General features: G+C 65.5%; 14 protein-coding genes. 4 read left to right on the forward strand and 10 right to left on the reverse strand.

Translation table 11 applies throughout. The features are described 5' to 3' along the window. The first annotated feature begins 144 nt into the window (after nucleotides 1-144). Nucleotides 145-471 (forward strand): hypothetical protein, encoded by a 327-nt coding sequence (locus MTR62_RS02255; RefSeq protein ID WP_244016654.1) that lies wholly within the window; start codon nucleotides 145-147, stop codon nucleotides 469-471. Nucleotides 472-645: 174 nt separating this feature from the next. Here the strand turns inward: MTR62_RS02255 and MTR62_RS02260 are convergent, their stop codons facing one another. The 8 genes from MTR62_RS02260 to rplJ all read right to left on the reverse strand — a co-directional run bounded on the left by MTR62_RS02260 (nucleotide 646) and on the right by rplJ (nucleotide 8,800). After that, nucleotides 646-1,686, reverse strand: a complete 1,041-nt coding sequence (locus MTR62_RS02260; protein ID WP_244016655.1) for a serine hydrolase — start codon at nucleotides 1,684-1,686, stop codon at nucleotides 646-648. Nucleotides 1,687-1,983: 297 nt separating this feature from the next. Next, nucleotides 1,984-3,633 (reverse strand): chaperonin GroEL, encoded by a 1,650-nt coding sequence (gene groL / locus MTR62_RS02265; RefSeq protein ID WP_244016656.1) that lies wholly within the window; start codon nucleotides 3,631-3,633, stop codon nucleotides 1,984-1,986. Nucleotides 3,634-3,678: 45 nt separating this feature from the next. Further along, a complete protein-coding gene (groES, locus tag MTR62_RS02270; protein WP_244016657.1) occupies nucleotides 3,679-3,963 on the reverse strand; it encodes a co-chaperone GroES in 285 nt (94 codons plus the stop codon). Nucleotides 3,964-4,139: 176 nt separating this feature from the next. Then, entirely contained in the window at nucleotides 4,140-5,549 is a 1,410-nt protein-coding gene (locus MTR62_RS02275; protein WP_244016658.1) for an MATE family efflux transporter, read from the reverse strand. Between the two features lie 344 nt (nucleotides 5,550-5,893). Next, nucleotides 5,894-6,541 carry a hypothetical protein gene (locus MTR62_RS02280; protein WP_244016659.1) on the reverse strand — a complete coding sequence of 216 codons (648 nt, stop codon included), beginning with the start codon at nucleotides 6,539-6,541 and terminating at the stop codon, nucleotides 5,894-5,896. A gap of 127 nt (nucleotides 6,542-6,668) precedes the next feature. Beyond that, the gene (locus MTR62_RS02285; RefSeq protein ID WP_244016660.1) at nucleotides 6,669-7,622 is read right to left on the reverse strand and encodes a bifunctional helix-turn-helix transcriptional regulator/GNAT family N-acetyltransferase; all 954 of its coding nucleotides are present in this window, start codon (nucleotides 7,620-7,622) and stop codon (nucleotides 6,669-6,671) included. Nucleotides 7,623-7,816: 194 nt separating this feature from the next. Next, nucleotides 7,817-8,194, reverse strand: a complete 378-nt coding sequence (gene rplL, locus MTR62_RS02290; RefSeq protein WP_244016661.1) for a 50S ribosomal protein L7/L12 — start codon at nucleotides 8,192-8,194, stop codon at nucleotides 7,817-7,819. Nucleotides 8,195-8,284: 90 nt separating this feature from the next. Beyond that, a complete protein-coding gene (rplJ, locus tag MTR62_RS02295; protein WP_244016662.1) occupies nucleotides 8,285-8,800 on the reverse strand; it encodes a 50S ribosomal protein L10 in 516 nt (171 codons plus the stop codon). 521 nt (nucleotides 8,801-9,321) lie between these two features. On the opposite strand from rplJ, the gene MTR62_RS02300 reads away from it, so the two are divergent. After that, nucleotides 9,322-9,615: a hypothetical protein gene (locus MTR62_RS02300; protein WP_244016663.1), complete on the forward strand. Its 294-nt coding sequence runs from the start codon at nucleotides 9,322-9,324 to the stop codon at nucleotides 9,613-9,615. A 259-nt stretch (nucleotides 9,616-9,874) separates the two neighbouring features. On the opposite strand, the gene MTR62_RS02305 is transcribed toward MTR62_RS02300, so the two are convergent. After that, a complete protein-coding gene (locus MTR62_RS02305) occupies nucleotides 9,875-10,267 on the reverse strand; it encodes a hypothetical protein (protein WP_244016664.1) in 393 nt (130 codons plus the stop codon). 458 nt (nucleotides 10,268-10,725) lie between these two features. Between MTR62_RS02305 and rpoB the strand changes: the two genes are divergently transcribed. Next, on the forward strand, nucleotides 10,726-14,883 hold the full coding sequence (gene rpoB / locus MTR62_RS02310) for a DNA-directed RNA polymerase subunit beta (protein WP_244016665.1): 4,158 nt from the start codon (nucleotides 10,726-10,728) through the stop codon (nucleotides 14,881-14,883). An 84-nt stretch (nucleotides 14,884-14,967) separates the two neighbouring features. After that, nucleotides 14,968-19,257 carry a DNA-directed RNA polymerase subunit beta' gene (gene rpoC / locus MTR62_RS02315; protein ID WP_244016666.1) on the forward strand — a complete coding sequence of 1,430 codons (4,290 nt, stop codon included), beginning with the start codon at nucleotides 14,968-14,970 and terminating at the stop codon, nucleotides 19,255-19,257. 92 nt (nucleotides 19,258-19,349) lie between these two features. Here rpoC and MTR62_RS02320 read toward each other — a convergent pair whose 3' ends face one another. Continuing rightward, nucleotides 19,350-19,877 (reverse strand): retropepsin-like aspartic protease family protein, encoded by a 528-nt coding sequence (locus tag MTR62_RS02320; protein ID WP_244016667.1) that lies wholly within the window; start codon nucleotides 19,875-19,877, stop codon nucleotides 19,350-19,352. Nucleotides 19,878-19,879: the final 2 nt, after the last annotated feature.

Raw genomic sequence — 19,879 nt, forward strand, 5'->3', positions numbered from 1 at the left:
GCCCGTGTTTGTTGCAAGGCGAGCACTTGAAGGGGGTGGCGCACCGTTCTAGCGAGCCCGCGAAGCCCCTTTCGCGTATTGGCTTCTCGGCGCGGGGTGCGACCGCGCCGACATCGCAGAGTAACAACGAGGGAAACCTGAAAGATGCGCAAGATCCTTTTGGCCACGACGGCCGCCGTAGCCGCCCTTTCGCTGGCCGCCTGCTCGCAGAAGACGCAGGACGCCACCGAAGCCGCCGCCTCCTCGGCCGCCGATGACATGGGCTCCTACGCCACGCAGGCCGCCGACAGCGTCGACAACATGGGCGATGCCATGAAGGGCGCCGCCAACGACGCCGGCGCCGCCGCATCCGACGCCACCGACGACGTCCAGGACGCCGCCGCCAACGCCGCATCGGACGCCGAAAAGGCCGCCAACGACGCCGCCAACGAAATGGCCGACCACACCGACGGCAACCCCAACACCAACTGATCCGGGGCCTGCCCCTGGCATGAAAAAGGCGCTGCGGGCTCGGCTCGCAGCGCCTTTTCTTTTAAGGTAAAAGGGACTTACCAAGGGGTTACCACCCCGTGACCCCAGACTGTCGAGCGCGCCTCTCCGAACCACCGTTGCGCCACAGTGGTCAGGGAACCGCAATGGGGCGCCTCAGCGCGCGGCGGTGCGCGGCGCTCCGGCGCTTTCGGTCTGGTAGCCGTTGTAAACGGTGCGCGCGATCGAGGCGATGCGGGTTTCGCGGTTGGGGCGGCTGCCTTGCCCGGTGACGTAGATCGCGACCGCGAAGACGTCGCCATCGGCGGTCTCGACGATGCCCACGTCGCTCGAGGTGTTGTGCAGCGAGCCGGTCTTGTGGTGGATCGTCGCGCCATCGGGAATGCCCGCCGGAATGCGGCGGCGCCCGGTCACGCAGCGGCCCATGATGCTCATCAGCGTGTCGCGGCTTTTCTTGCTCAGCCACTTGCCTTCGTAGAGGCCCGCCAGCAGATGAACCATCGCCAGCGGCGTGGCGCTGTCGCGATCGTCGATCACCCGCGCCGGATCGAGCGCACCATCGTCGCGCACGAGCGTGGCGATGTCGTGATCGAGGTGCCAGTCCTTGATCCCGGCCTTGCGCACCCAGGCATTGACCGCCGCCGGTCCGCCCACGACACGCAGCAGGCCGTCGGTAGCGTAGTTGTTCGACCGCGTGAGCATCAGTTCCATGAGCTTTTCAGCGGTCATGTACTGGCCCGCGCGCACCGGTGCGACCGGGCTCGAAAACGGTTGCGAGCGCACCGGGATCATCATCGGAAATTCGCTGGTGAGCGACCACTTGCCCTTGTCGACCCCTTCGAGGAAGGTCGCGGCGATCGCGATCTTGCTGGTGCTGGCCATCGGGAAACGCTGGTCGCCCAGGACATCGATGGTGCGCCCGGTCTTGAGATCGACCGCGGCAACGCCGATGCGCCCTTCGGAGGCTTCGGCGGCGGCGGCGAGCTGATGCTCGAACAGCGTGGAATAGACCGGCGGCCCGCGCAATTCGGTGCCAAACAGCGAATCGAAGCTGGACTGGACCTTGGCGACATCGGCGGTCTCGCCCGCGTTCGCCGCGCCCAGCGGAAGCAACAACGCCGCAGCGAACACCGCGATCGAAACGAGGCGCCCCGTGCCCTTGCGGCACCGCGCGAGGAGATTGTCAGCCCGGTTCATGCACAACCCACGTTAGTCTTGACCACCTGATTTCAGGTTAACACAAACCCGATCAATCACCATCCAAGCGCGATGAAGCGCGTGGCGCTTGCGGGCAATTGCCGAAGCAGGACGTTTCCTGTCTCACATCCGACGGAATCGAACCGGGTGCAAGGGTAAACGCATCCACCCGTGAACACCCTGGGCCGATTCGGGTTAACACTGCCCCACCAGCGGCATCGCCCAAAGAAAAGGCCGGAAGGATCGCTCCTTCCGGCCTCATCATGTCGTGCAGGTTCCTGCGCGAGCAGGGGTAGCTTAGAAGCCGCCCATGCCGCCCATGCCGCCCATGCCACCCATGTCGGGCATGGCGGGAGCCGCCTTGTCCTCGGGCTTGTCGGCAATCGCGGCCTCGGTGGTGATCAGCAGGCCCGCGACCGAAGCGGCGTTCTGCAGCGCGGTGCGAACGACCTTGGTCGGGTCGATCACGCCCGAGGACTTGAGGTTCTCGTACGTGTCGGTCGAAGCGTTGAAACCGAAGCTCTCGTCCGACTGGTCGAGCAGCTTGCCGGCGACAACCGCGCCGTCGAGACCGGCGTTCTCGGCGATCTGCTTGGCCGGAGCGGCCAGCGCACGACGCACGATGTCGATGCCGCGGGTCTGGTCGTCGTTGATGCCGGCCAGGCCGTCGAGGCCCTTGGTGGCGTAAAGCAGCGCGGTACCGCCGCCCGGAACGATGCCTTCTTCAACGGCCGCGCGGGTCGCGTGCAGCGCGTCGTCGACGCGGTCCTTGCGCTCCTTCACCTCGACTTCGGTCGCACCGCCGACCTTGATGACGGCCACGCCGCCAGCCAGCTTGGCCAGACGCTCCTGGAGCTTCTCGCGGTCGTAGTCCGAAGTGGTGACTTCGATCTGGGCGCGAATCTGCTCGACGCGGGCCTTGATCTCTTCGGGAGCACCGGCGCCATCGACGATGGTGGTGTTGTCCTTGTCGATCGTGACCTTCTTGGCTTCGCCAAGCATCGGCAGGGTGACGTTCTCGAGCTTGATGCCGAGGTCTTCCGAAACCATTTCACCGGCGGTGAGGGTCGCGATGTCGCCCAGCATGGCCTTGCGGCGATCGCCGAAGCCCGGCGCCTTGACGGCGGCGATCTTCAGGCCGCCACGCAGCTTGTTGACGACGAGCGTGGCCAGAGCCTCGCCCTCGATGTCCTCGGCGATGATGAGGAGCGGACGGCCCGACTGCACCACGGCTTCGAGGATCGGCAGCAGCGCCTGGAGCGAGGAGAGCTTCTTCTCGTGGATGAGAACGTAGGGGTTCTCAAGCTCGACCGTCATCTTGTCCGGGTTGGTGACGAAGTAGGGCGAGAGGTAGCCGCGGTCGAACTGCATGCCTTCGACGACATCGAGTTCGAATTCGAGGCCCTTGGCCTCTTCCACGGTGATCACGCCTTCCTTGCCGACCTTCTCCATCGCCTCGGCGATCTTCTGGCCGACTTCGACGTCGCCGTTGGCCGAGATGATGCCGACCTGGGCAATCTCTTCCGAACCGGCAACCGCAGTCGAGCGGCTGGCGAGGTTTTCGACGACCTTGCCGACCGCGAGGTCGATGCCGCGCTTGAGGTCCATCGGGTTCATGCCGGCGGCAACCGACTTCATGCCTTCGCGCACGATCGCCTGAGCGAGAACGGTCGCGGTGGTGGTGCCGTCACCGGCCTTGTCGTTCGACTTCGAGGCCACTTCGCGCAGCATCTGCGCGCCCATGTTCTCGAACTTGTCCTTGAGCTCGATTTCCTTGGCGACCGACACACCGTCCTTGGTGATGCGGGGCGCGCCGAAGCTCTTTTCGATCACGACGTTGCGGCCCTTGGGACCGAGCGTCACCTTCACGGCGTTGGCGAGAGTGTCGACACCGGCGAGAATGCGCTCGCGCGCGTCGCGGCCGAACTTGACGTCCTTGGCTGCCATTATGGAATTCCTTTCAGAAAATCAGTAAGATGGAGGAAGCGTAGCTCAGCCGATAACGCCGAGAATGTCGCTTTCCTTCATGATCAGCAGGTCTTCACCGTCGACCTTGACCTCGGTGCCCGACCACTTGCCGAACAGCACGCGGTCACCGGCCTTGACGTCGAGCGCAACGACCTTGCCGTCGACGACGGCGCCGTTGCCCACGGCAACGATTTCGCCTTCAGCGGGCTTTTCCTTGGCGCTGTCGGGAATGATGATGCCACCAGCCGTCTTTTCCTCGGCTTCGACGCGGCGCACGAGAACACGGTCGTGCAGCGGGCGGAAAGTCATGGGAGTCTCCCTCTAAGTCCTGTTAAAAGGCATAAACTGGTTTTGGCACTCTCGATCCAAGAGTGCCAACGCGGCGGGATATGGTCTTGGGGTCGGGTGGCGTCAAGCGGGGCCAGGGCAAATTTTTTCGCGCCGCGATGCAACATCCGCCCCGCATCCGCGGCAGGAACCGCCGTTCAGGCGCGCGCGCTGCCCGGCGCGCTTTCGATCGCACGCAGCAGGCCAAAGCGCGTGCGCGCGTGCCAGCGGCCCAGCAGCAGGGCGGCGGCCACGCTCAGCCCCACGGCAAGACCGATCCACACCCCGACGCCTTCGAGCGGGGTGAACAGGCCCAGCGCGGCCGAGACCCCGAAGCCCGCCACCCAATAGCCGAACACCGCGATGGCCATCGGCACGTGGGTATCCTGCACCCCGCGCAGCGCGCCTGCGGCGACGGCCTGGAGCGAATCCGAAAACTGGAAAGCCGCCGCGACCAGCAGGTAGCGCAGGGCAAAGCCCACCATCACCGCGTTGCGCGGATCGTCGACATCGACATAGGCCCCCAGCACCAGACGCGGGAACGCCACGATGAACAGCGCCGAAACCGCCGCGAAGCCCAGACACAGCAGCAGCGAGGCGCGCCCGGCCATGGTCACCCCTTCCGCATTGGCCGCGCCGTAATGGTGGCCGACGCGGATCGTCGCGGCCTGACCGATGCCGAAGGGCACCTGGAAGGCGATCGCCGCGATCTGCAGCGCCACCGTGTGCCCGGCCAGCTGCGCTTCGCCCACCAGCCCCATCAGGAACGCCGCGCCGCTGAACAGCCCGCCCTCGGCGATCAGCGTGCCCGAAATCGGCAGACCCAGCCGGAGCATCTGGCGCAGGCGCAGCCACTCGGGCCGCCACCAGCGCCCGAACACGCGAAAGCGCCGCAGCCGCTTGTCCCACACGATTACCGCGACATAGGCCAGCACGGTCGAGGACGCGGTGATGATGCTCGCCAGCGCGGCGCCGGTCAGGCCCAGCGCGGGCATCCCGAAATGGCCGAAGACCAGCGCGTAGTCCCCCGCCGCGTTGACCGCGATCGAGACCGCGGTAATCGCGGTGGCAAAGAACGGACGGCCCAGCGCCGAGACGAAGGTGCGCAACACGTTGGCGATCCCCATCGGCACCATCGCAATGGCGAGAATGGCGAGAAAGTCCCCGCCCAGACGCGCCAGGTCGGGCTTTTGCCCCGCCAGCAGCATGAAACTTTCGGCGAACTGGCACAGCGCCACGCCAGCGATGCCGAGCCCCAAGCCCAGCCACAGCGCCATACGGGTGGTGCGCCGCACCTCGCGCACCGCGTTGCGCCGCCGGCCAAGCTCGGCCGCGATCAACGGCGCGCAGGCCGATGTCACACCGTTCAGGCCCATCATCAGCACGCTGACCATCGCGACGGCCAGGCTCGAGGCGGCCAGAGCCTGCTGCCCGAGCCGCGCCACGAACATCACGTCGGTCGCGAACACCGCCATCTGCAGGAGATTGGCCAACGCCAGCGGCGCCCCGAGCTCGAGGGTCTTGCCAAGTTCGGCACGGAAGGAAGAAGGCAAGACGCGGCGGGCCATGGTGGATGCGCGCCTTAGGCGCAGCGGGCCTGCGGGGAAAGCGAAAACGCCTCCCCTCTGCGTAGCTTTGCCGCAGAGGCGCAAGAAAAACGCCGATTTCGAATGAAAACGGCGGCCCGTTGTTCAAGACAGGCTTGCCGGAACCAGAGGAAAAAGAGTTCAGAAAAAGCGAAGCGGCTCAGGAAGAGATTTTCTATTCAAGGGGTTAACACCCCTTGACCCCAGACTGTAGACCTCACCGCTTTCGCGCGACCCCGGCTGAGAATGGTGAGGTCGACAGTATGGGGGAGCCCGAGGGCGATGGCCCTCGGACTATTACCCTTTTTTCCAACGCCCAATTCCAATCAGACCGCCGTACCCGGCTTGGCCTTTTGCGGCGCCTCGGCCTTGGCGGGGCTCGGCGCGGTGGCCGCTTCGCAGCTATCCGAGGCGGCCTGAACCATCTGCGGCTTCGCGCCCGAACCGTCCGAGCGGTACGAGACCGAGCGGGTACACCCGTTGGCGTCGGTCGAGGATGAGTAGTAAGTCACCTGCACGCCCTTGGGCATCGTTCCGGTGAGCGTGAAACCGGGCGCCATAGGTTCGCCGTTGGCGGTAACCTTGGCCTGTTGCAGAGCCTGGGCCTGAAGCGCGGCGGTCTGGCGCTGCATGAGCGCACTGCGCTGCACCATCGCGCGCATCTCAGCGTCCATCATCGCCGAGACACGCTGCATCTGGACGAAGGGATCGGCCATCACGGAATCGGCATCTACTGGCGCCATCGCAGGCGCCTCGGCGTGCGCGACCGCAGGCACGACCTCGACCTCGGGCGCCACGTCGCCGGTGTAGGACACCGCGATGCGCTGCCCCCCCGGACCATCGAGCGTCATGTGGTGCAGTTTCTGGCTCGCGGCCTGCGCGACACCGGCACACCCGACGACCAGCGCGGCACCAGCGATCAGATACGCCTTGGGCAAAGGAAACGGGGCGGGCAGCTTGAGCTTGGAACGCATTGGGGGGAACCTCCTTCGTGACTCATCGCCATTGCGCGAGGAAATCTGCGGCCGCGAAACTGAACCTGCGATGACAGGCGCGTTCAGCCACGAAGCCCTTTACCTTACCCCCTCTCCATTGGCCCGCTCACCCCCGGTAGAGCATCGCCACGTCGCACCGTTGGTAGCGCGCGCCGTAGCGCTCCATGATCCCGCGATCGTGGACGAAGCCCAGCTTTTCATAGAGATGGATCGCCGCCTCGCAGCGCGCATTGGTCAGCAGGTAGAGCGTCTTCGCGCCCATGTCGTGCGCCTTGGCGATCATCGCGCGCAGCAGGAATTCGCCCGCCTTGAGCCCGCGCGCGCTTTCCAGCACGCCCATCTTGGTCAGTTCGAACGTGTCGGGCCCGGTCTTCTGCAACGCGCAGGTGCCCACGATGCCCAGCCCTTCGCTTTCGACGAAGAGAACCGCCCCGCCCGGCTCGATCAAACGCGCCTGCGGGTTCTCGAGCACCTCGCGGTCGGTCGGCTCGAGACGGAACATCGCCTCGATCCACTGCGCGTTGATATCGTGGAAGGCGCGCGCCAGCGCCGGCTCGAACGCACGGATCGCAAGCGGGCGTGGCCGCAGCCGGGCGTGGCGCTCGACCATCGACGTTTCGGCCAGCGCGGCCTCCAGCGCGCCGATCAGCGCCAGAAGCTGGTCGAGCTTGCCCCCGCACATCTGCGCGACCGCCTCGTCAAGCCCGGCAAACACGCGCGTGCGCACCCGCTCCATCGCCGCTTCGCCCGGCCCGGTCAGGCGCAGTTCGCGCTGGCGCTGGTCGCCCGGCGCCGCGCGCGCCTCGACCAGTCCGGCCTCGACCAGCTGCCCGATCGAGCGGGTTACGCCAGGCTGGCTGAACCCCACTTCCTCGGCCAGTTGTCCCACGGTGAGGCCGGGGGCACGCGAAAGGGCGGTGATCAGCGGCATGTGCGCGGGTTGCAGCGGCAGCTGTGCGCCTTCGATGATGCGCGCCGCGTCCGCCTGCAAACGCTCCCCCAGACGCTTGAGCCGCGTCCCGAGAAACAGCCCACCCAGTTCGGCCACGATATCACCCATGCGATTCTCCATACCTTGTTATATATCTCGTTATGGAAATGCCCGAAGCGGTCGAGCGGGATTTTCATGTTCGGCTCCCGGCTCCGGCCCCTACCCTGACCCACGCGCCGGCCGCGCAACGAAAAAGGGCGCCTCCCGCAGGAGACGCCCTTTCGAATTTTCGCCTCCGGCCCGAAAGCCGGAAGAAACGAAGATTACTTGAGCTCGACGGTGCCGCCGGCTGCTTCGATCTTCGCCTTGATGTCTTCGGCTTCAGCCTTCGAAGCGCCTTCCTTGACGGCCTTCGGAGCGCCTTCGACGAGCGCCTTGGCTTCGGCGAGGCCGAGACCGGTGATGGCGCGGACTTCCTTGATGACGTTGATCTTCTTGCCACCGTCGCCGGTGAGGATCACGTCGAATTCGGTCTGCTCTTCAGCGGCAGCGGCTTCGCCACCGGCAGCGGCCGGGCCAGCAACGGCAACGGCGGCAGCGGCGGAAACGCCCCATGCTTCTTCGAGAGCCTTGGCAAGGTCAGCGGCTTCGAGGACGGTCAGCTGCGAGAGTTCTTCAACAAGCTTGGCGATATCGGCCATAATATTCACTCCTGATCTGTGGTCCTGCCGGGGCTTCATGCCGCCGGGCAGGATAAATCGTTAATTCGAAACGTATTACCGAGACTAAGCTCAGGCAGCGTCCTTGTCGGCGTAAGCCTGGAAGACGCGCGCCAGCTTGGCCGCCGGAGCGGTCGAGAGCTGGGCGATCTTCGTGGCCGGAGCCTGGACGAGACCGATGAGCTTGGCGCGCAGTTCGTCGAGCGAGGGCATCGTGGCGAGAGCCTTGACGCCTTCGGGGGTCAGAACGTTTGCGCCCATCGCGCCGCCGACGATCTCGATCTTGTCGGTCGTCTTGGCGAAATCCACGACAGCCTTGGCAGCGGCGACGGGGTCTTCCGAGGAAGCCAGGGCCGTCGGGCCGACAAGGAAGTCGCCGATACCGACATAGTCGGTGTCCGCGATGGCGATCTTGGCAAGACGGTTCTTGGCAACCTTGTAGGTCGCACCGGCTTCGCGAATCTTGTTGCGCAGTTCGGTGGACTGAGCCACCGACATGCCGAGGTTGCGGGTGACAACCACCACGCCCGCCTCGTTGAAGACCGCGTTGAGCTGGGCGACCGAATCGGCTTTCTGCGAACGATCCATGCCTTACTCCTTCACATATGACTGCCCGAGATCCCGAAGGCCCCCGTGCAGCCGGCTACATTTGCTTGCCCCTGCGGAATGCAGGAGCCCACACCCGCTGACGCGAGCATGGCAAAGTCCGTTCGATGGGGAAGGAGTTGCGCGCCGAAGCACGCGCTGGCACCGCACTCTTGCGAGTGAAGGGCCGGAAAGAATTCCTGTTCCCCGTCTCGGCTGCAGATTAAGGGGGAAGCCCCCGGCAGCTGTCTCGGACGGCGAGCGGCGAGAATCAACGCGCCGTTCGGGAGCGGCCATTGGCCCAGACCCGCAGCAAAGTCAAGCGATCGCGACCATCGCACGCGCGCGCCTGCGCTTGCGGCCACCGCCCGATCCTCTGCGCCCCTCACCCCGTGCTCATCCGCGAGCCGCCCTACGCACACCCCCGGATACGCCCGGTAACCCCGCGTCAACCCGGAACTGCGATCCTGACGAGCTACCGTCACCGCCGCGCAGGACAGCAGACAGACATCTCTATGGAAATAGTGCCGATCTCCGCCTCGACGCTACCCGTGCCGGCCTATGTGCAGGCCGGGAACGAGACGCGTGCGCGCAGCGTCGAGCCGGTCGCCCCGAGCCGCGGGTCGAGCACCGCGATCGGCAGTGCGCGGGCGGCACAGACCGCGCCGCGCTTCTACTTCTCGAGCACCGCGCGCGACACCTTGCAGATGGAGAACTGGCACCGCGAATGGGCCCAGGCGCGCAGTTCGCTAGTCACCGGCGCCTATACTGCGCTCGACCGCCAGCGGGCGGGCGCGCTGTTCGACCTCGCCGCCTGACTGCCTTCCCTCGCAACGGGCCTGCGCCAGGCCACGATGCGCGCGCCGGCGACGCCCGCCTGCGCCGCGCAGGCGCGAAAACGGGGGCACGAAAATGGGGGCGACCCGCCGAGACGGATCACCCCCGAGGCTTGGGTCCGGCCACCAAGGGCAGTGACCGAACAGGTGCCAGGCTCGACCGGTTCAGGAAGGGTGTCGAAGGGTCGATGACCCGGTCACCGGCCCGGCTATGGCTCGTGTCGAATTTGCATCAAAATCGTCATGGTCCTGCGGCGAAGGGGCGCCCTGCCCCGGCCCGGCCTCGCTCGCGAACGCTCAGCCGCACCATCCCGGCCAGCGACACCGCGAAGGCCGCCAGCAGGCCGACCAGCCCGGCGAACGGGAGGCGACCGGGCCGCGCAGGCTCGGCCGCAGGTTCACGCGCGCCATCAAGGCTCCGCTCGCCTTCAAGCGCCCGCTCCGGCATCGCCCCGCCAACCACCCCGGTCCCGCGCGGCTCGGCGACCACGACCGAAGCAACGGGCTTGCGAGCCTCGGACGTCCCATGCAAAGGCCCCGCCAGCGCCGCGGCGGGCAGCGCGACCGAACCGGCCAGCATCAGGGCGAGCGGCGCGGTGGGACGCCAGGAGGAGAAAAGGGTAAATCCGCTCATGCTCCCCCAACGCCGGACACCACCAAAGGTTGACCCGCCACCACCCGAAATCCGCCGGACCGTGCGGCGCAGCGGGACGGGCCGTTTGACAGGCGATGGGGCCAGTTCTATAGAGCCAGCTCGCTCGATCGCTTCGAGCAAGGCCCGTCCATGCGCGGGGACAGGCCCGGGAAGGAAGCGAATTCGAGTTCATCCGACGTCCAAGGCTGCTGGCCGCAGCGGGCTCCCATCCAGGGTTTCCGCGCGTGCGAGGCGGCCTTTTGGCGTTTGATGGCCTGTCCGCACGACAGGTTTTTCGTCNGCTCCCATCCAGGGTTTCCGCGCGTGCGAGGCGGCCTTTTGGCGTTTGATGGCCTGTCCGCACGACAGGTTTTTCGTCCACGCGTGACGATTTTTTCCGGGCCGGACGCAGCAATGCGACTCGGCTCTAACGAGAAGCGAAGAGGCAAGACCAGCTCATGGCCACCCAGCCCATCGATACGGCGAAGCGCTCCGTCAAGAAGCGCATCCGCAAGATCTTCGGCGACGCCCACGAAGTCATCCAGATGCCCAACCTCATCGAGGTTCAGCGCGAGAGCTACGAGCAGTTCCTGCGCTCGGATCCCGCTACGGGCTATGTCTCGGGCCTCGAAAAGACCCTGCGTTCGGTCTTCCCGATCCGCGACTTCGCCGGCACCAGCGAGCTGGACTTCGTGCACTACGAGCTCGAAGAACCCAAGTACGACGTGACCGAGTGCCGCCAGCGCGGCATCACTTACGCGGCCCCGATGAAGGTCACGCTGCGCCTCATCGTGTTCGAAGTGGACGCCGAGACCGAGACCCGCTCGGTCCTCGATATCAAGGAGCAGGACGTCTACATGGGCGACATGCCCCTGATGACGGAGAACGGCACCTTCTTCATCAACGGTACCGAGCGCGTGATCGTGTCGCAGATGCACCGTTCGCCGGGCGTGCTGTTCGACCATGACCGCGGCAAGACCCACTCCTCGGGCAAGTACCTCTTCGCCGCCCGCGTGATCCCCTACCGCGGTTCGTGGCTCGACTTCGAGTTCGACGCCAAGGACATCGTCAACGTGCGTATCGACCGCAAGCGCAAGCTGCCGGTCACCGCGCTGCTCTTCGCGCTGGGCCTCGATTCCGAAGCGATCCTCGATCACTTCTACGAAACCGTCACCTGGAAGCGCGGTGAAGGCGGCTGGCGCCTGCCCTACAGCGCCGAGACCTGGCGCGGCGTGAAGCCCGCGTTCGACATCGTCGATGCCGCTTCGGGCGAAGTGGTCTTCCCGGCCGGCACCAAGATCAGCCCGCGCGCCGCGAACAAGGCGGCCAAGGACGGTCTCGAGGCGTTGCTGATCCCGACCGAGGAAATCTTCGGCCGCTACATCGCCGAGGACATGATCGACGAGTCGACCGGCCGCATCTACATCGAAGCCGGTGACGAAGTGAGCCCGGAGAACCTGGAAGCGATCGACGCCGCCGGGATCGACCAGCTCAACCTGCTCGACATCGACGATTCGAACGCCGGTCCCTGGATCCGCAACACGCTCAAGGCCGACAAGGCCGATTGCCGCGACATGGGTCTGGAAGCGATCTACAAGGTCATGCGTCCCGGCGAACCGCCGACGAAGGAAACCGCGGAAGCGCTGTTCGACGGCCTGTTCTTCGATCCCGACCGCTACGATCTTTCGGCCGTGGGCCGCGTCAAGCTCAACATGCGCCTGGGCCTCGATGCCGAAGACACCGTCACCACGCTGCGCACCGAGGACATCCTCGCCGTGGTCAAGGAGCTGGTGAACCTCAAGGACGGCAAGGGCGAGATCGACGACATCGACAACCTCGGCAACCGCCGCGTGCGTTCGGTCGGCGAGCTGCTCGAGAACCAGTACCGCGTCGGTCTGCTGCGCATGGAACGCGCGGTCAAGGAGCGCATGAGCTCGGTCGACGTGTCGACCGTGATGCCCAACGACCTCATCAACGCCAAGCCCGCCGTGGCCGCGGTGCGTGAGTTCTTCGGCTCCTCGCAGCTCTCGCAGTTCATGGACCAGACCAACCCGCTTTCGGAAGTCACCCACAAGCGCCGCGTCTCGGCGCTCGGGCCGGGCGGTCTTACCCGTGAGCGTGCGGGCTTCGAGGTTCGCGACGTTCACCCGACCCACTACGGTCGTATCTGCCCGATCGAAACGCCCGAAGGGCCGAACATCGGCCTGATCAACTCGCTTTCGACCTTCGCGCGCGTCAACAAGTACGGTTTCATCGAAACCCCGTACCGCAAGGTCGTCGACGGCAAGGTGACCAAGGACGTGGTCTACCTCTCGGCGATGGAAGAGCAGAAGCACACCGTCGCCCAGGCTTCGGCCGCGCTCAATGAGGACGGCTCGTTCGTCGAGGAACTCATCTCGGCCCGCCAGGAAGGCGAATTCGTGATGAGCCCGCGCGATCAGGTCACCCTGATGGACGTCAGCCCCAAGCAGCTCGTCTCGGTCGCGGCCTCGCTCATCCCGTTCCTGGAAAAGGACGACGCCAACCGCGCGCTGATGGGCTCGAACATGCAGCGTCAGGCCGTGCCGCTCGTCAAGGCCGACGCGCCTTACGTGGGCACCGGCATGGAAGAGACCGTGGCGCGCGATTCGGGCGCCGCGATCTCGGCGCTGCGCGCCGGCACCGTCGACCAGGTCGACGCGACGCGTATCGTCATCCGCGCTTCGGGCGACATCGAGCCCGGCAAGTCGGGCGTCGACATCTACCGCCTCCAGAAGTTCGAGCGTTCGAACCAGTCGACCTGCATCAACCAGCGTCCGCTGGTGAAGGTGGGCGAATACGTCGAGGCCGGCACCACCATCGCCGATGGTCCCTCGACCGAGCTGGGCGAGCTGGCGCTGGGCCGCAACGTGCTCGTCGCGTTCATGCCCTGGAACGGCTACAACTACGAGGACTCCATCCTCATCTCCGAGCGGATCGTGAAGGACGACGTCTTCACCTCGATCCACATCGACGAGTTCGAGGTCATGGCCCGCGACACCAAGCTGGGTCCGGAAGACATCACCCGCGACATTCCCAACGTCGGCGAGGAAGCCCTGCGCAACCTCGACGAGGCGGGCATCGTCTACATCGGCGCCGAAGTGCACCCGGGTGACATCCTCGTCGGCAAGATCACCCCCAAGGGCGAAAGCCCGATGACGCCGGAAGAAAAGCTCCTGCGCGCCATCTTCGGTGAAAAGGCCTCGGACGTTCGCGACACCTCGCTGCGCCTGCCGCCGGGCGTTGCCGGCACGATCGTCGACGTGCGCGTCTTCAACCGTCACGGCATCGAGATCGACGACCGTACCCGCGCCATCCAGAACGAGGAAATCGAACGCCTCGCCAAGGACCGCGAGGACGAACGCGCCATTCTCAACCGCGCGACTTACAACCGCCTGCGCGAGATGCTGCTGGGCCAGGTCGCCGCTTCGGCGCCCAAGGGCCTCAAGAAGGGCATCGAGATCACCGAAGAGGTGCTCGACGAGGTCGAACGCCACGAGTGGTGGAAGTTCGCGGTGGCCGACGACCACATGCAGGGCCAGCTCGAAGCGGTGAAGGCCCAGTACGACGAGACCGTCAAGGCGATCCAGGCCAAGTTCGAGGACCGCAAGGAGAAGCTCGAGCGTGGTGACGAACTGGCGCCCGGCGTGCTCAAGATGGTCAAGGTCTTCGTGGCCGTGAAGCGCAAGCTTCAGCCGGGCGACAAGATGGCCGGCCGTCACGGCAACAAGGGCATCATCAGCCGCATCCTGCCGCAGGAAGACATGCCCTTCCTCGAGGACGGCACGCCTGTCGACTTCGTGATGAACCCGCTCGGCGTGCCTTCGCGCATGAACGTGGGCCAGATCTTCGAAACCCACCTTGGCTGGGCCGCGCGCGGCCTTGGCAAGATGGTGAGCGAGGCGCTGGAAAGCTGGCGTGCGGCCAATCCCAACCCGGTCGCGGGCGAACCGCCCGAGGTCGTCAAGGAAACGCTGCTCAAGATCTACGGCGACAATTACGCCGCGGAACTGGACCGTCGCACCCCCGAACAGCTCATCGAGCTGGCCGAGAACGTGCGCGGCGGCGTGCCGATGGGCACCCCGGTGTTCGACGGCGCGGTCGAGCAGGACGTCGCCAACATGCTGGAGCTGGCCGGTCTCGACAAGTCGGGCCAGGTCACGCTGATGGACGGTCGCACCGGTGAAGCCTTCAACCGCAAGGTCACCGTGGGCTACAAGTACATCCTCAAGCTCCACCACCTTGTCGACGACAAGATCCACGCCCGTTCGATCGGCCCCTACAGCCTCGTCACCCAGCAGCCGCTGGGCGGTAAGGCGCAGTTCGGTGGCCAGCGCTTCGGTGAGATGGAGGTCTGGGCCCTCCAGGCCTACGGTGCGGCCTACACGCTGCAGGAAATGCTCACCGTCAAGTCGGACGACGTGGTCGGCCGTACCAAGGTCTACGAAGCGATCGTCAAGGGCGACGACACCTTCGAGGCGGGCATCCCCGAGAGCTTCAACGTTCTCGTCAAGGAAATGCGCTCGCTGGGCCTCAACGTCGAACTGTCCTCGCTCGACGACGAGGACGACGACGGCGTGGCGCTCGCGGCGGAATAAACGGGATCGGGCAGGTGGCCCTCGCGCCCCCTGCCCTCCCCTTTCCCGCCCGCATAGAATTTACCCCCAAGAGGGACGGAACTTATGAACGACCTGACCAAGTTCACGAACCAGATGGCCAAGCCCGAGACCTTCGATCAGATCCAGATCGGTCTTGCTAGCCCCGAGCGCATCCGCTCCTGGTCCTTCGGCGAGATCAAGAAGCCGGAAACCATCAACTACCGCACGTTCAAGCCCGAGCGTGACGGCCTGTTCTGCGCGCGCATCTTCGGCCCGGTGAAGGACTACGAGTGCCTTTGCGGCAAGTACAAGCGCATGAAGTACAAGGGCGTCGTGTGCGAAAAGTGCGGCGTCGAAGTCACCGTGACCAAGGTGCGCCGCGAGCGCATGGGCCACATCGAGCTGGCCGCCCCGGTCGCGCACATCTGGTTCCTCAAGAGCCTGCCCTCGCGCATCGGCCTGCTGCTCGACATGCAGCTCAAGCAGCTTGAGCGCGTGCTCTACTTCGAAAGCTACATCGTCATCGAGCCGGGCCTGACCCCGCTCGAGAAGTACCAGCTGCTGACCGAAGACGAGATGCTCGACGCCCAGGACGAGTATGGCGAAGACGCCTTCTCGGCCGGCATCGGCGCCGAAGCCGTCAAGCAGATGCTGATGGAGCTCGACCTCGAGCAGGAACGCGCCGACCTTCTCCAGGAGCTCGAGACGACCAAGTCGGAACTCAAGCCCAAGAAGATCATCAAGCGCCTCAAGGTGGTCGAATCGTTCATCGATTCGGGCAACCGTCCCGAGTGGATGATCCTCGAGGTGGTCCCGGTCATTCCGCCCGAACTGCGCCCGCTCGTCCCGCTCGACGGTGGCCGCTTCGCGACCTCGGACCTGAATGACCTCTACCGCCGCGTCATCAACCGCAACAACCGCCTCAAGCGCCTGATCGAGCTGCGCGCGCCCGACATCATCGTGCGCAACGAAAAGCGCATGCTGCAGGAATCGGTCGACGCCCTGTTCGACAACGGCCGCCGCGGCCGCGTCATCACCGGCGCCAACAAGCGTCCGCTCAAGTCGCTGTCCGACATGCTCAAGGGCAAGCAGGGCCGCTTCCGCCAGAACCTTCTGGGCAAGCGCGTCGACTATTCGGGCCGTTCGGTCATCGTGACCGGTCCCGAGCTCAAGCTGCACCAGTGCGGCCTGCCCAAGAAGATGGCGCTCGAACTGTTCAAGCCGTTCATCTACGCCCGCCTCGACGCCAAGGGTCTCTCGATGACCCTCAAGCAGGCCAAGAAGTGGGTCGAGAAGGAACGCAAGGAAGTCTGGGACATCCTCGACGAAGTCATTCGCGAGCACCCGGTCATGCTCAACCGTGCGCCCACACTGCACCGTCTGGGCATCCAGGCCTTCGAGCCCGTCCTGATCGAAGGCAAGGCGATCCAGCTGCACCCGCTCGTCTGCTCGGCCTTCAACGCCGACTTCGACGGTGACCAGATGGCCGTCCACGTGCCGCTTTCGCTGGAAGCCCAGCTCGAAGCGCGCGTGCTGATGATGTCGACCAACAACATCCTCTCGCCCGCCAACGGCAAGCCGATCATCGTGCCTTCGCAGGACATGGTGCTGGGCCTGTACTATCTCTCGATGGACCGCGCCGGCGAGCCCGGCGAGGGCATGAAGTTCGCCGACATGGCCGAAGTGCACCAGGCGCTCGAGATCGGGGCGGTGACGCTCCACTCGAAGATCGAGGCGCGCGTGCCGCAGACCGACGAGAACGGTCAGCAGTACATGAAGCGTTTCGAGACGACGCCGGGCCGCATGCTCATTGGCGAATGCCTGCCCAAGAGCCACACCGTGCCCTTCGACGTGGTCAACAAGCTGCTGACCAAGAAGGACATCGGCGAGGTCATCGACCAGGTCTACCGTCACACCGGCCAGAAGGACACCGTCCTGTTCGCCGACGCGATCATGTCGCTCGGCTTCAAGAACGCGTGCAAGGCCGGCATCTCCTTCGGCATGGACGACATGATCATCCCCGCCCAGAAGGACCCGCTGGTTGCCGAGACCAAGGAACTGGTTGCCGACTACGAGCAGCAGTACCAGGACGGCCTCATCACCCAGCAGGAAAAGTACAACAAGGTGATCGACGCCTGGAGCCGTTGCGGCGACCAGGTCGCGAACGCCATGATGGAAGAGCTCAAAGCCCAGCCGATCGATCCCGAGACCGGCCGCATGGCCCAGATCAACTCGATCTACATGATGAGCCACTCCGGTGCGCGTGGTAGCCCGGCGCAGATGAAGCAGCTGGGCGGCATGCGCGGCCTCATGGCCAAGCCGTCGGGCGAGATCATCGAAACGCCGATCATCTCGAACTTCAAGGAAGGTCTGACCGTTCTTGAATACTTCAACTCGACCCACGGCGCGCGCAAGGGCCTCGCGGACACCGCACTCAAGACCGCGAACTCGGGTTACCTGACCCGTCGTCTGGTCGACGTTTCGCAGGACTGCGTGGTCATCATCGACGACTGCGGCACCGAGCGTGCGCTCGAAATGCGCGCGATCGTCCAGGGTGGTTCGGTCATCGCCTCGCTGGCCGAGCGTATCCTCGGCCGTACCCTGGCCGAAGACATCGCCGCCAAGGACGGCACCATCGTCGCCTCGAAGGGCCAGCTGCTCGACGAAGCGGCGGTCGCCGCGATCGAGGCCACCGGCACCCAGTCGGCGCGCATCCGCTCGCCGCTGGTCTGCGAAGCCGAACAGGGCGTGTGCGCCACGTGCTACGGGCGTGACCTTGCCCGCGGTACGCCGGTCAACATCGGTGAGGCCGTGGGCGTCATCGCCGCACAGTCGATCGGTGAACCGGGCACGCAGCTGACCATGCGTACCTTCCACATCGGCGGCGCCGCGCAGCTCAACGAAACCAGCCACCTGGAATCGATCTGCGAAGGTACCGTCCACTACCGCGACATCCCCACCATCACCGACAAGCGCGGGCGCAAGCTCTCGCTCGCCCGTAACGGTGAAGTCGTGGTCATGGACACCGAGGGCCGCGAGCGCGCGATGCACCGCGTGCCTTACGGTACGGTGCTGCTGCACGAGGACGGCTCTTCGGTTGCCGAAGGCGAACGCCTGGCCGAGTGGGACCCGTTCACCCTGCCGATCATCACCGAGACCGGCGGTATCATCAAGTACCAGGACCTCATCGACAGCCGCACGCTGACCGAGCAGGTCGACGATGCGACCGGCATGACCAGCCGCGTGGTGACCGAGGACCGTTCGACGAGCCGTTCGAAGAAGAAGGAAGACCTGCGTCCGCGCATCACCCTTCTCGACGACAACTCGGGCGAATCCGCGCGCTACATGCTGGCGCCGGGCGCGACGCTCTCGGTCGAGGACGGCCAGATGGTCGAAGCCGGTGACATCATCGCCCGCGCCAGCCGCGAAGCGGCCAAGACCCGCGACATCACCGGTGGTCTGCCGCGCGTTGCCGAGCTGTTCGAAGCGCGCAAGCCCAAGGACAACTCGATCATCGCCAAGGTCTCGGGTCGCATCGAATTCGTTCGCGACTACAAGGCCAAGCGCAAGATCGCGATCATCCCGGAAGAGGGCGAACCGGTAGAATACCTGATCCCCAAGAGCCGCGTGATCGACGTGCAGGAAGGCGACTACGTCAAGAAGGGCGACAACCTGATCTCGGGTTCGCCTGACCCGCACGACATCCTGGAAGTTCTCGGCGTGGAGGCTCTGGCCGAATACCTCGTCGCGGAAATCCAGGAAGTGTACCGCTTGCAGGGCGTGAAGATCAACGACAAGCACATCGAGGTGATCGTTCGCCAGATGCTGCAGAAGGTCGAGATCACCGCGGGTGGCGACACCACGCTGCTTCCGGGCGAGCAGGTCGACTACGAGGAAATGAACGAGATCAACGGCAAGCTGAAGCCGGGCCAGGCGCCCGCCGAAGGCAAGCCGGTGCTGCTGGGCATCACCAAGGCCTCGCTGCAGACCCGTTCGTTCATCTCGGCCGCTTCCTTCCAGGAAACCACCCGCGTGCTCACGCAGGCGGCCGTGGAAGGCAAGAAGGACTCGCTGATCGGTCTGAAGGAAAACGTCATCGTCGGCCGTCTCATCCCCGCCGGTACCGGCGCAGGCATGAACCGGGTGCGCGTCGCCGCCTCCAGCCGCGACGCCGCTCTGCGCGCCTCCTACCGCAAGATGCAGGAAGCGCTCATCGCCGCCGACACGGCCGCGCAGGAGCACGCCGCCGAGCTCAAGCGCGATCCCGCCGATGACCTCGGCGATGATCCGCTGGCCGCGGTCGAGGGGGAAACCCACGGCACCGACGCCGATGCCGGCGAATACCTGATCAAGGACGAAGGCGACGAGGCATAAGCCTCTCGCCCGAGCCCTCCAGGCCCATACAAAAGGCCCCGTCGGAGCGATCCGGCGGGGCCTTTTCTGTGCAGGACCTTGCTACAGACCCTTCATTCACCCAACGAGAGCTGATCCCCGGTGATTTCGACAGTGCGCAGCTTCGCCAGGAAGCTCTGCCCCAGCAGCGAGACATCGAGCCCCTCGGGAACGATCGCGGCATCGACATCGTGCGCCTCGAAGCCGTCGATCGCGATTTTCGAAAGGTGCACCGGAACGCCATAGACCGTCCCGTTCGCGCCGCGGCCGATGGCCATGACTTCTCCCGGATTCCAGTGCAGCCCGGCGGCTTGCGCGTCCTCGCCGGTCAGCGCGACGATGCTCGCCCCGGTATCGACGAGGAAATGCACCGGCTCGCCTTCGACCGTTGCGTCGATGTAGAAGTGCCCGTCTGCCGAGCGCGCAATGGTGGCCCTCCCCGCGAGCCAGGCCTGGCGCATGGCGGCGTCTTGCATAGGCATCGCGCCCGGCGCGGATGAAGGGGCGATGACCGGGCCAGGCTGGTCAACCTTGAGCCCCGGCGCGATCACCAGCACCGCGACCACGCAGACCAGCAGGAGAACGAGGGGGCCGCTTCGCATGG

This window comes from Novosphingobium organovorum, assembly GCF_022832435.1.
Classification (GTDB): domain Bacteria; phylum Pseudomonadota; class Alphaproteobacteria; order Sphingomonadales; family Sphingomonadaceae; genus Novosphingobium; species Novosphingobium organovorum.

Coding starts and splice junctions, on each gene's coding strand:
- MTR62_RS02285 (WP_244016660.1), bottom strand. CDS start 7,622: ATGGGTGATATCGTGGCCGAACTGGGTGGGCTGTTTCTCGGGACGCGG.
- MTR62_RS02255 (WP_244016654.1), top strand. CDS start 145: ATGCGCAAGATCCTTTTGGCCACGACGGCCGCCGTAGCCGCCCTTTCG.
- groES (WP_244016657.1), bottom strand. CDS start 3,963: ATGACTTTCCGCCCGCTGCACGACCGTGTTCTCGTGCGCCGCGTCGAA.
- MTR62_RS02260 (WP_244016655.1), bottom strand. CDS start 1,686: ATGAACCGGGCTGACAATCTCCTCGCGCGGTGCCGCAAGGGCACGGGG.
- groL (WP_244016656.1), bottom strand. CDS start 3,633: ATGGCAGCCAAGGACGTCAAGTTCGGCCGCGACGCGCGCGAGCGCATT.
- rplL (WP_244016661.1), bottom strand. CDS start 8,194: ATGGCCGATATCGCCAAGCTTGTTGAAGAACTCTCGCAGCTGACCGTC.
- MTR62_RS02280 (WP_244016659.1), bottom strand. CDS start 6,541: ATGCGTTCCAAGCTCAAGCTGCCCGCCCCGTTTCCTTTGCCCAAGGCG.
- MTR62_RS02305 (WP_244016664.1), bottom strand. CDS start 10,267: ATGAGCGGATTTACCCTTTTCTCCTCCTGGCGTCCCACCGCGCCGCTC.
- MTR62_RS02320 (WP_244016667.1), bottom strand. CDS start 19,877: ATGCGAAGCGGCCCCCTCGTTCTCCTGCTGGTCTGCGTGGTCGCGGTG.
- rpoC (WP_244016666.1), top strand. CDS start 14,968: ATGAACGACCTGACCAAGTTCACGAACCAGATGGCCAAGCCCGAGACC.
- rplJ (WP_244016662.1), bottom strand. CDS start 8,800: ATGGATCGTTCGCAGAAAGCCGATTCGGTCGCCCAGCTCAACGCGGTC.
- rpoB (WP_244016665.1), top strand. CDS start 10,726: ATGGCCACCCAGCCCATCGATACGGCGAAGCGCTCCGTCAAGAAGCGC.
- MTR62_RS02275 (WP_244016658.1), bottom strand. CDS start 5,549: ATGGCCCGCCGCGTCTTGCCTTCTTCCTTCCGTGCCGAACTTGGCAAG.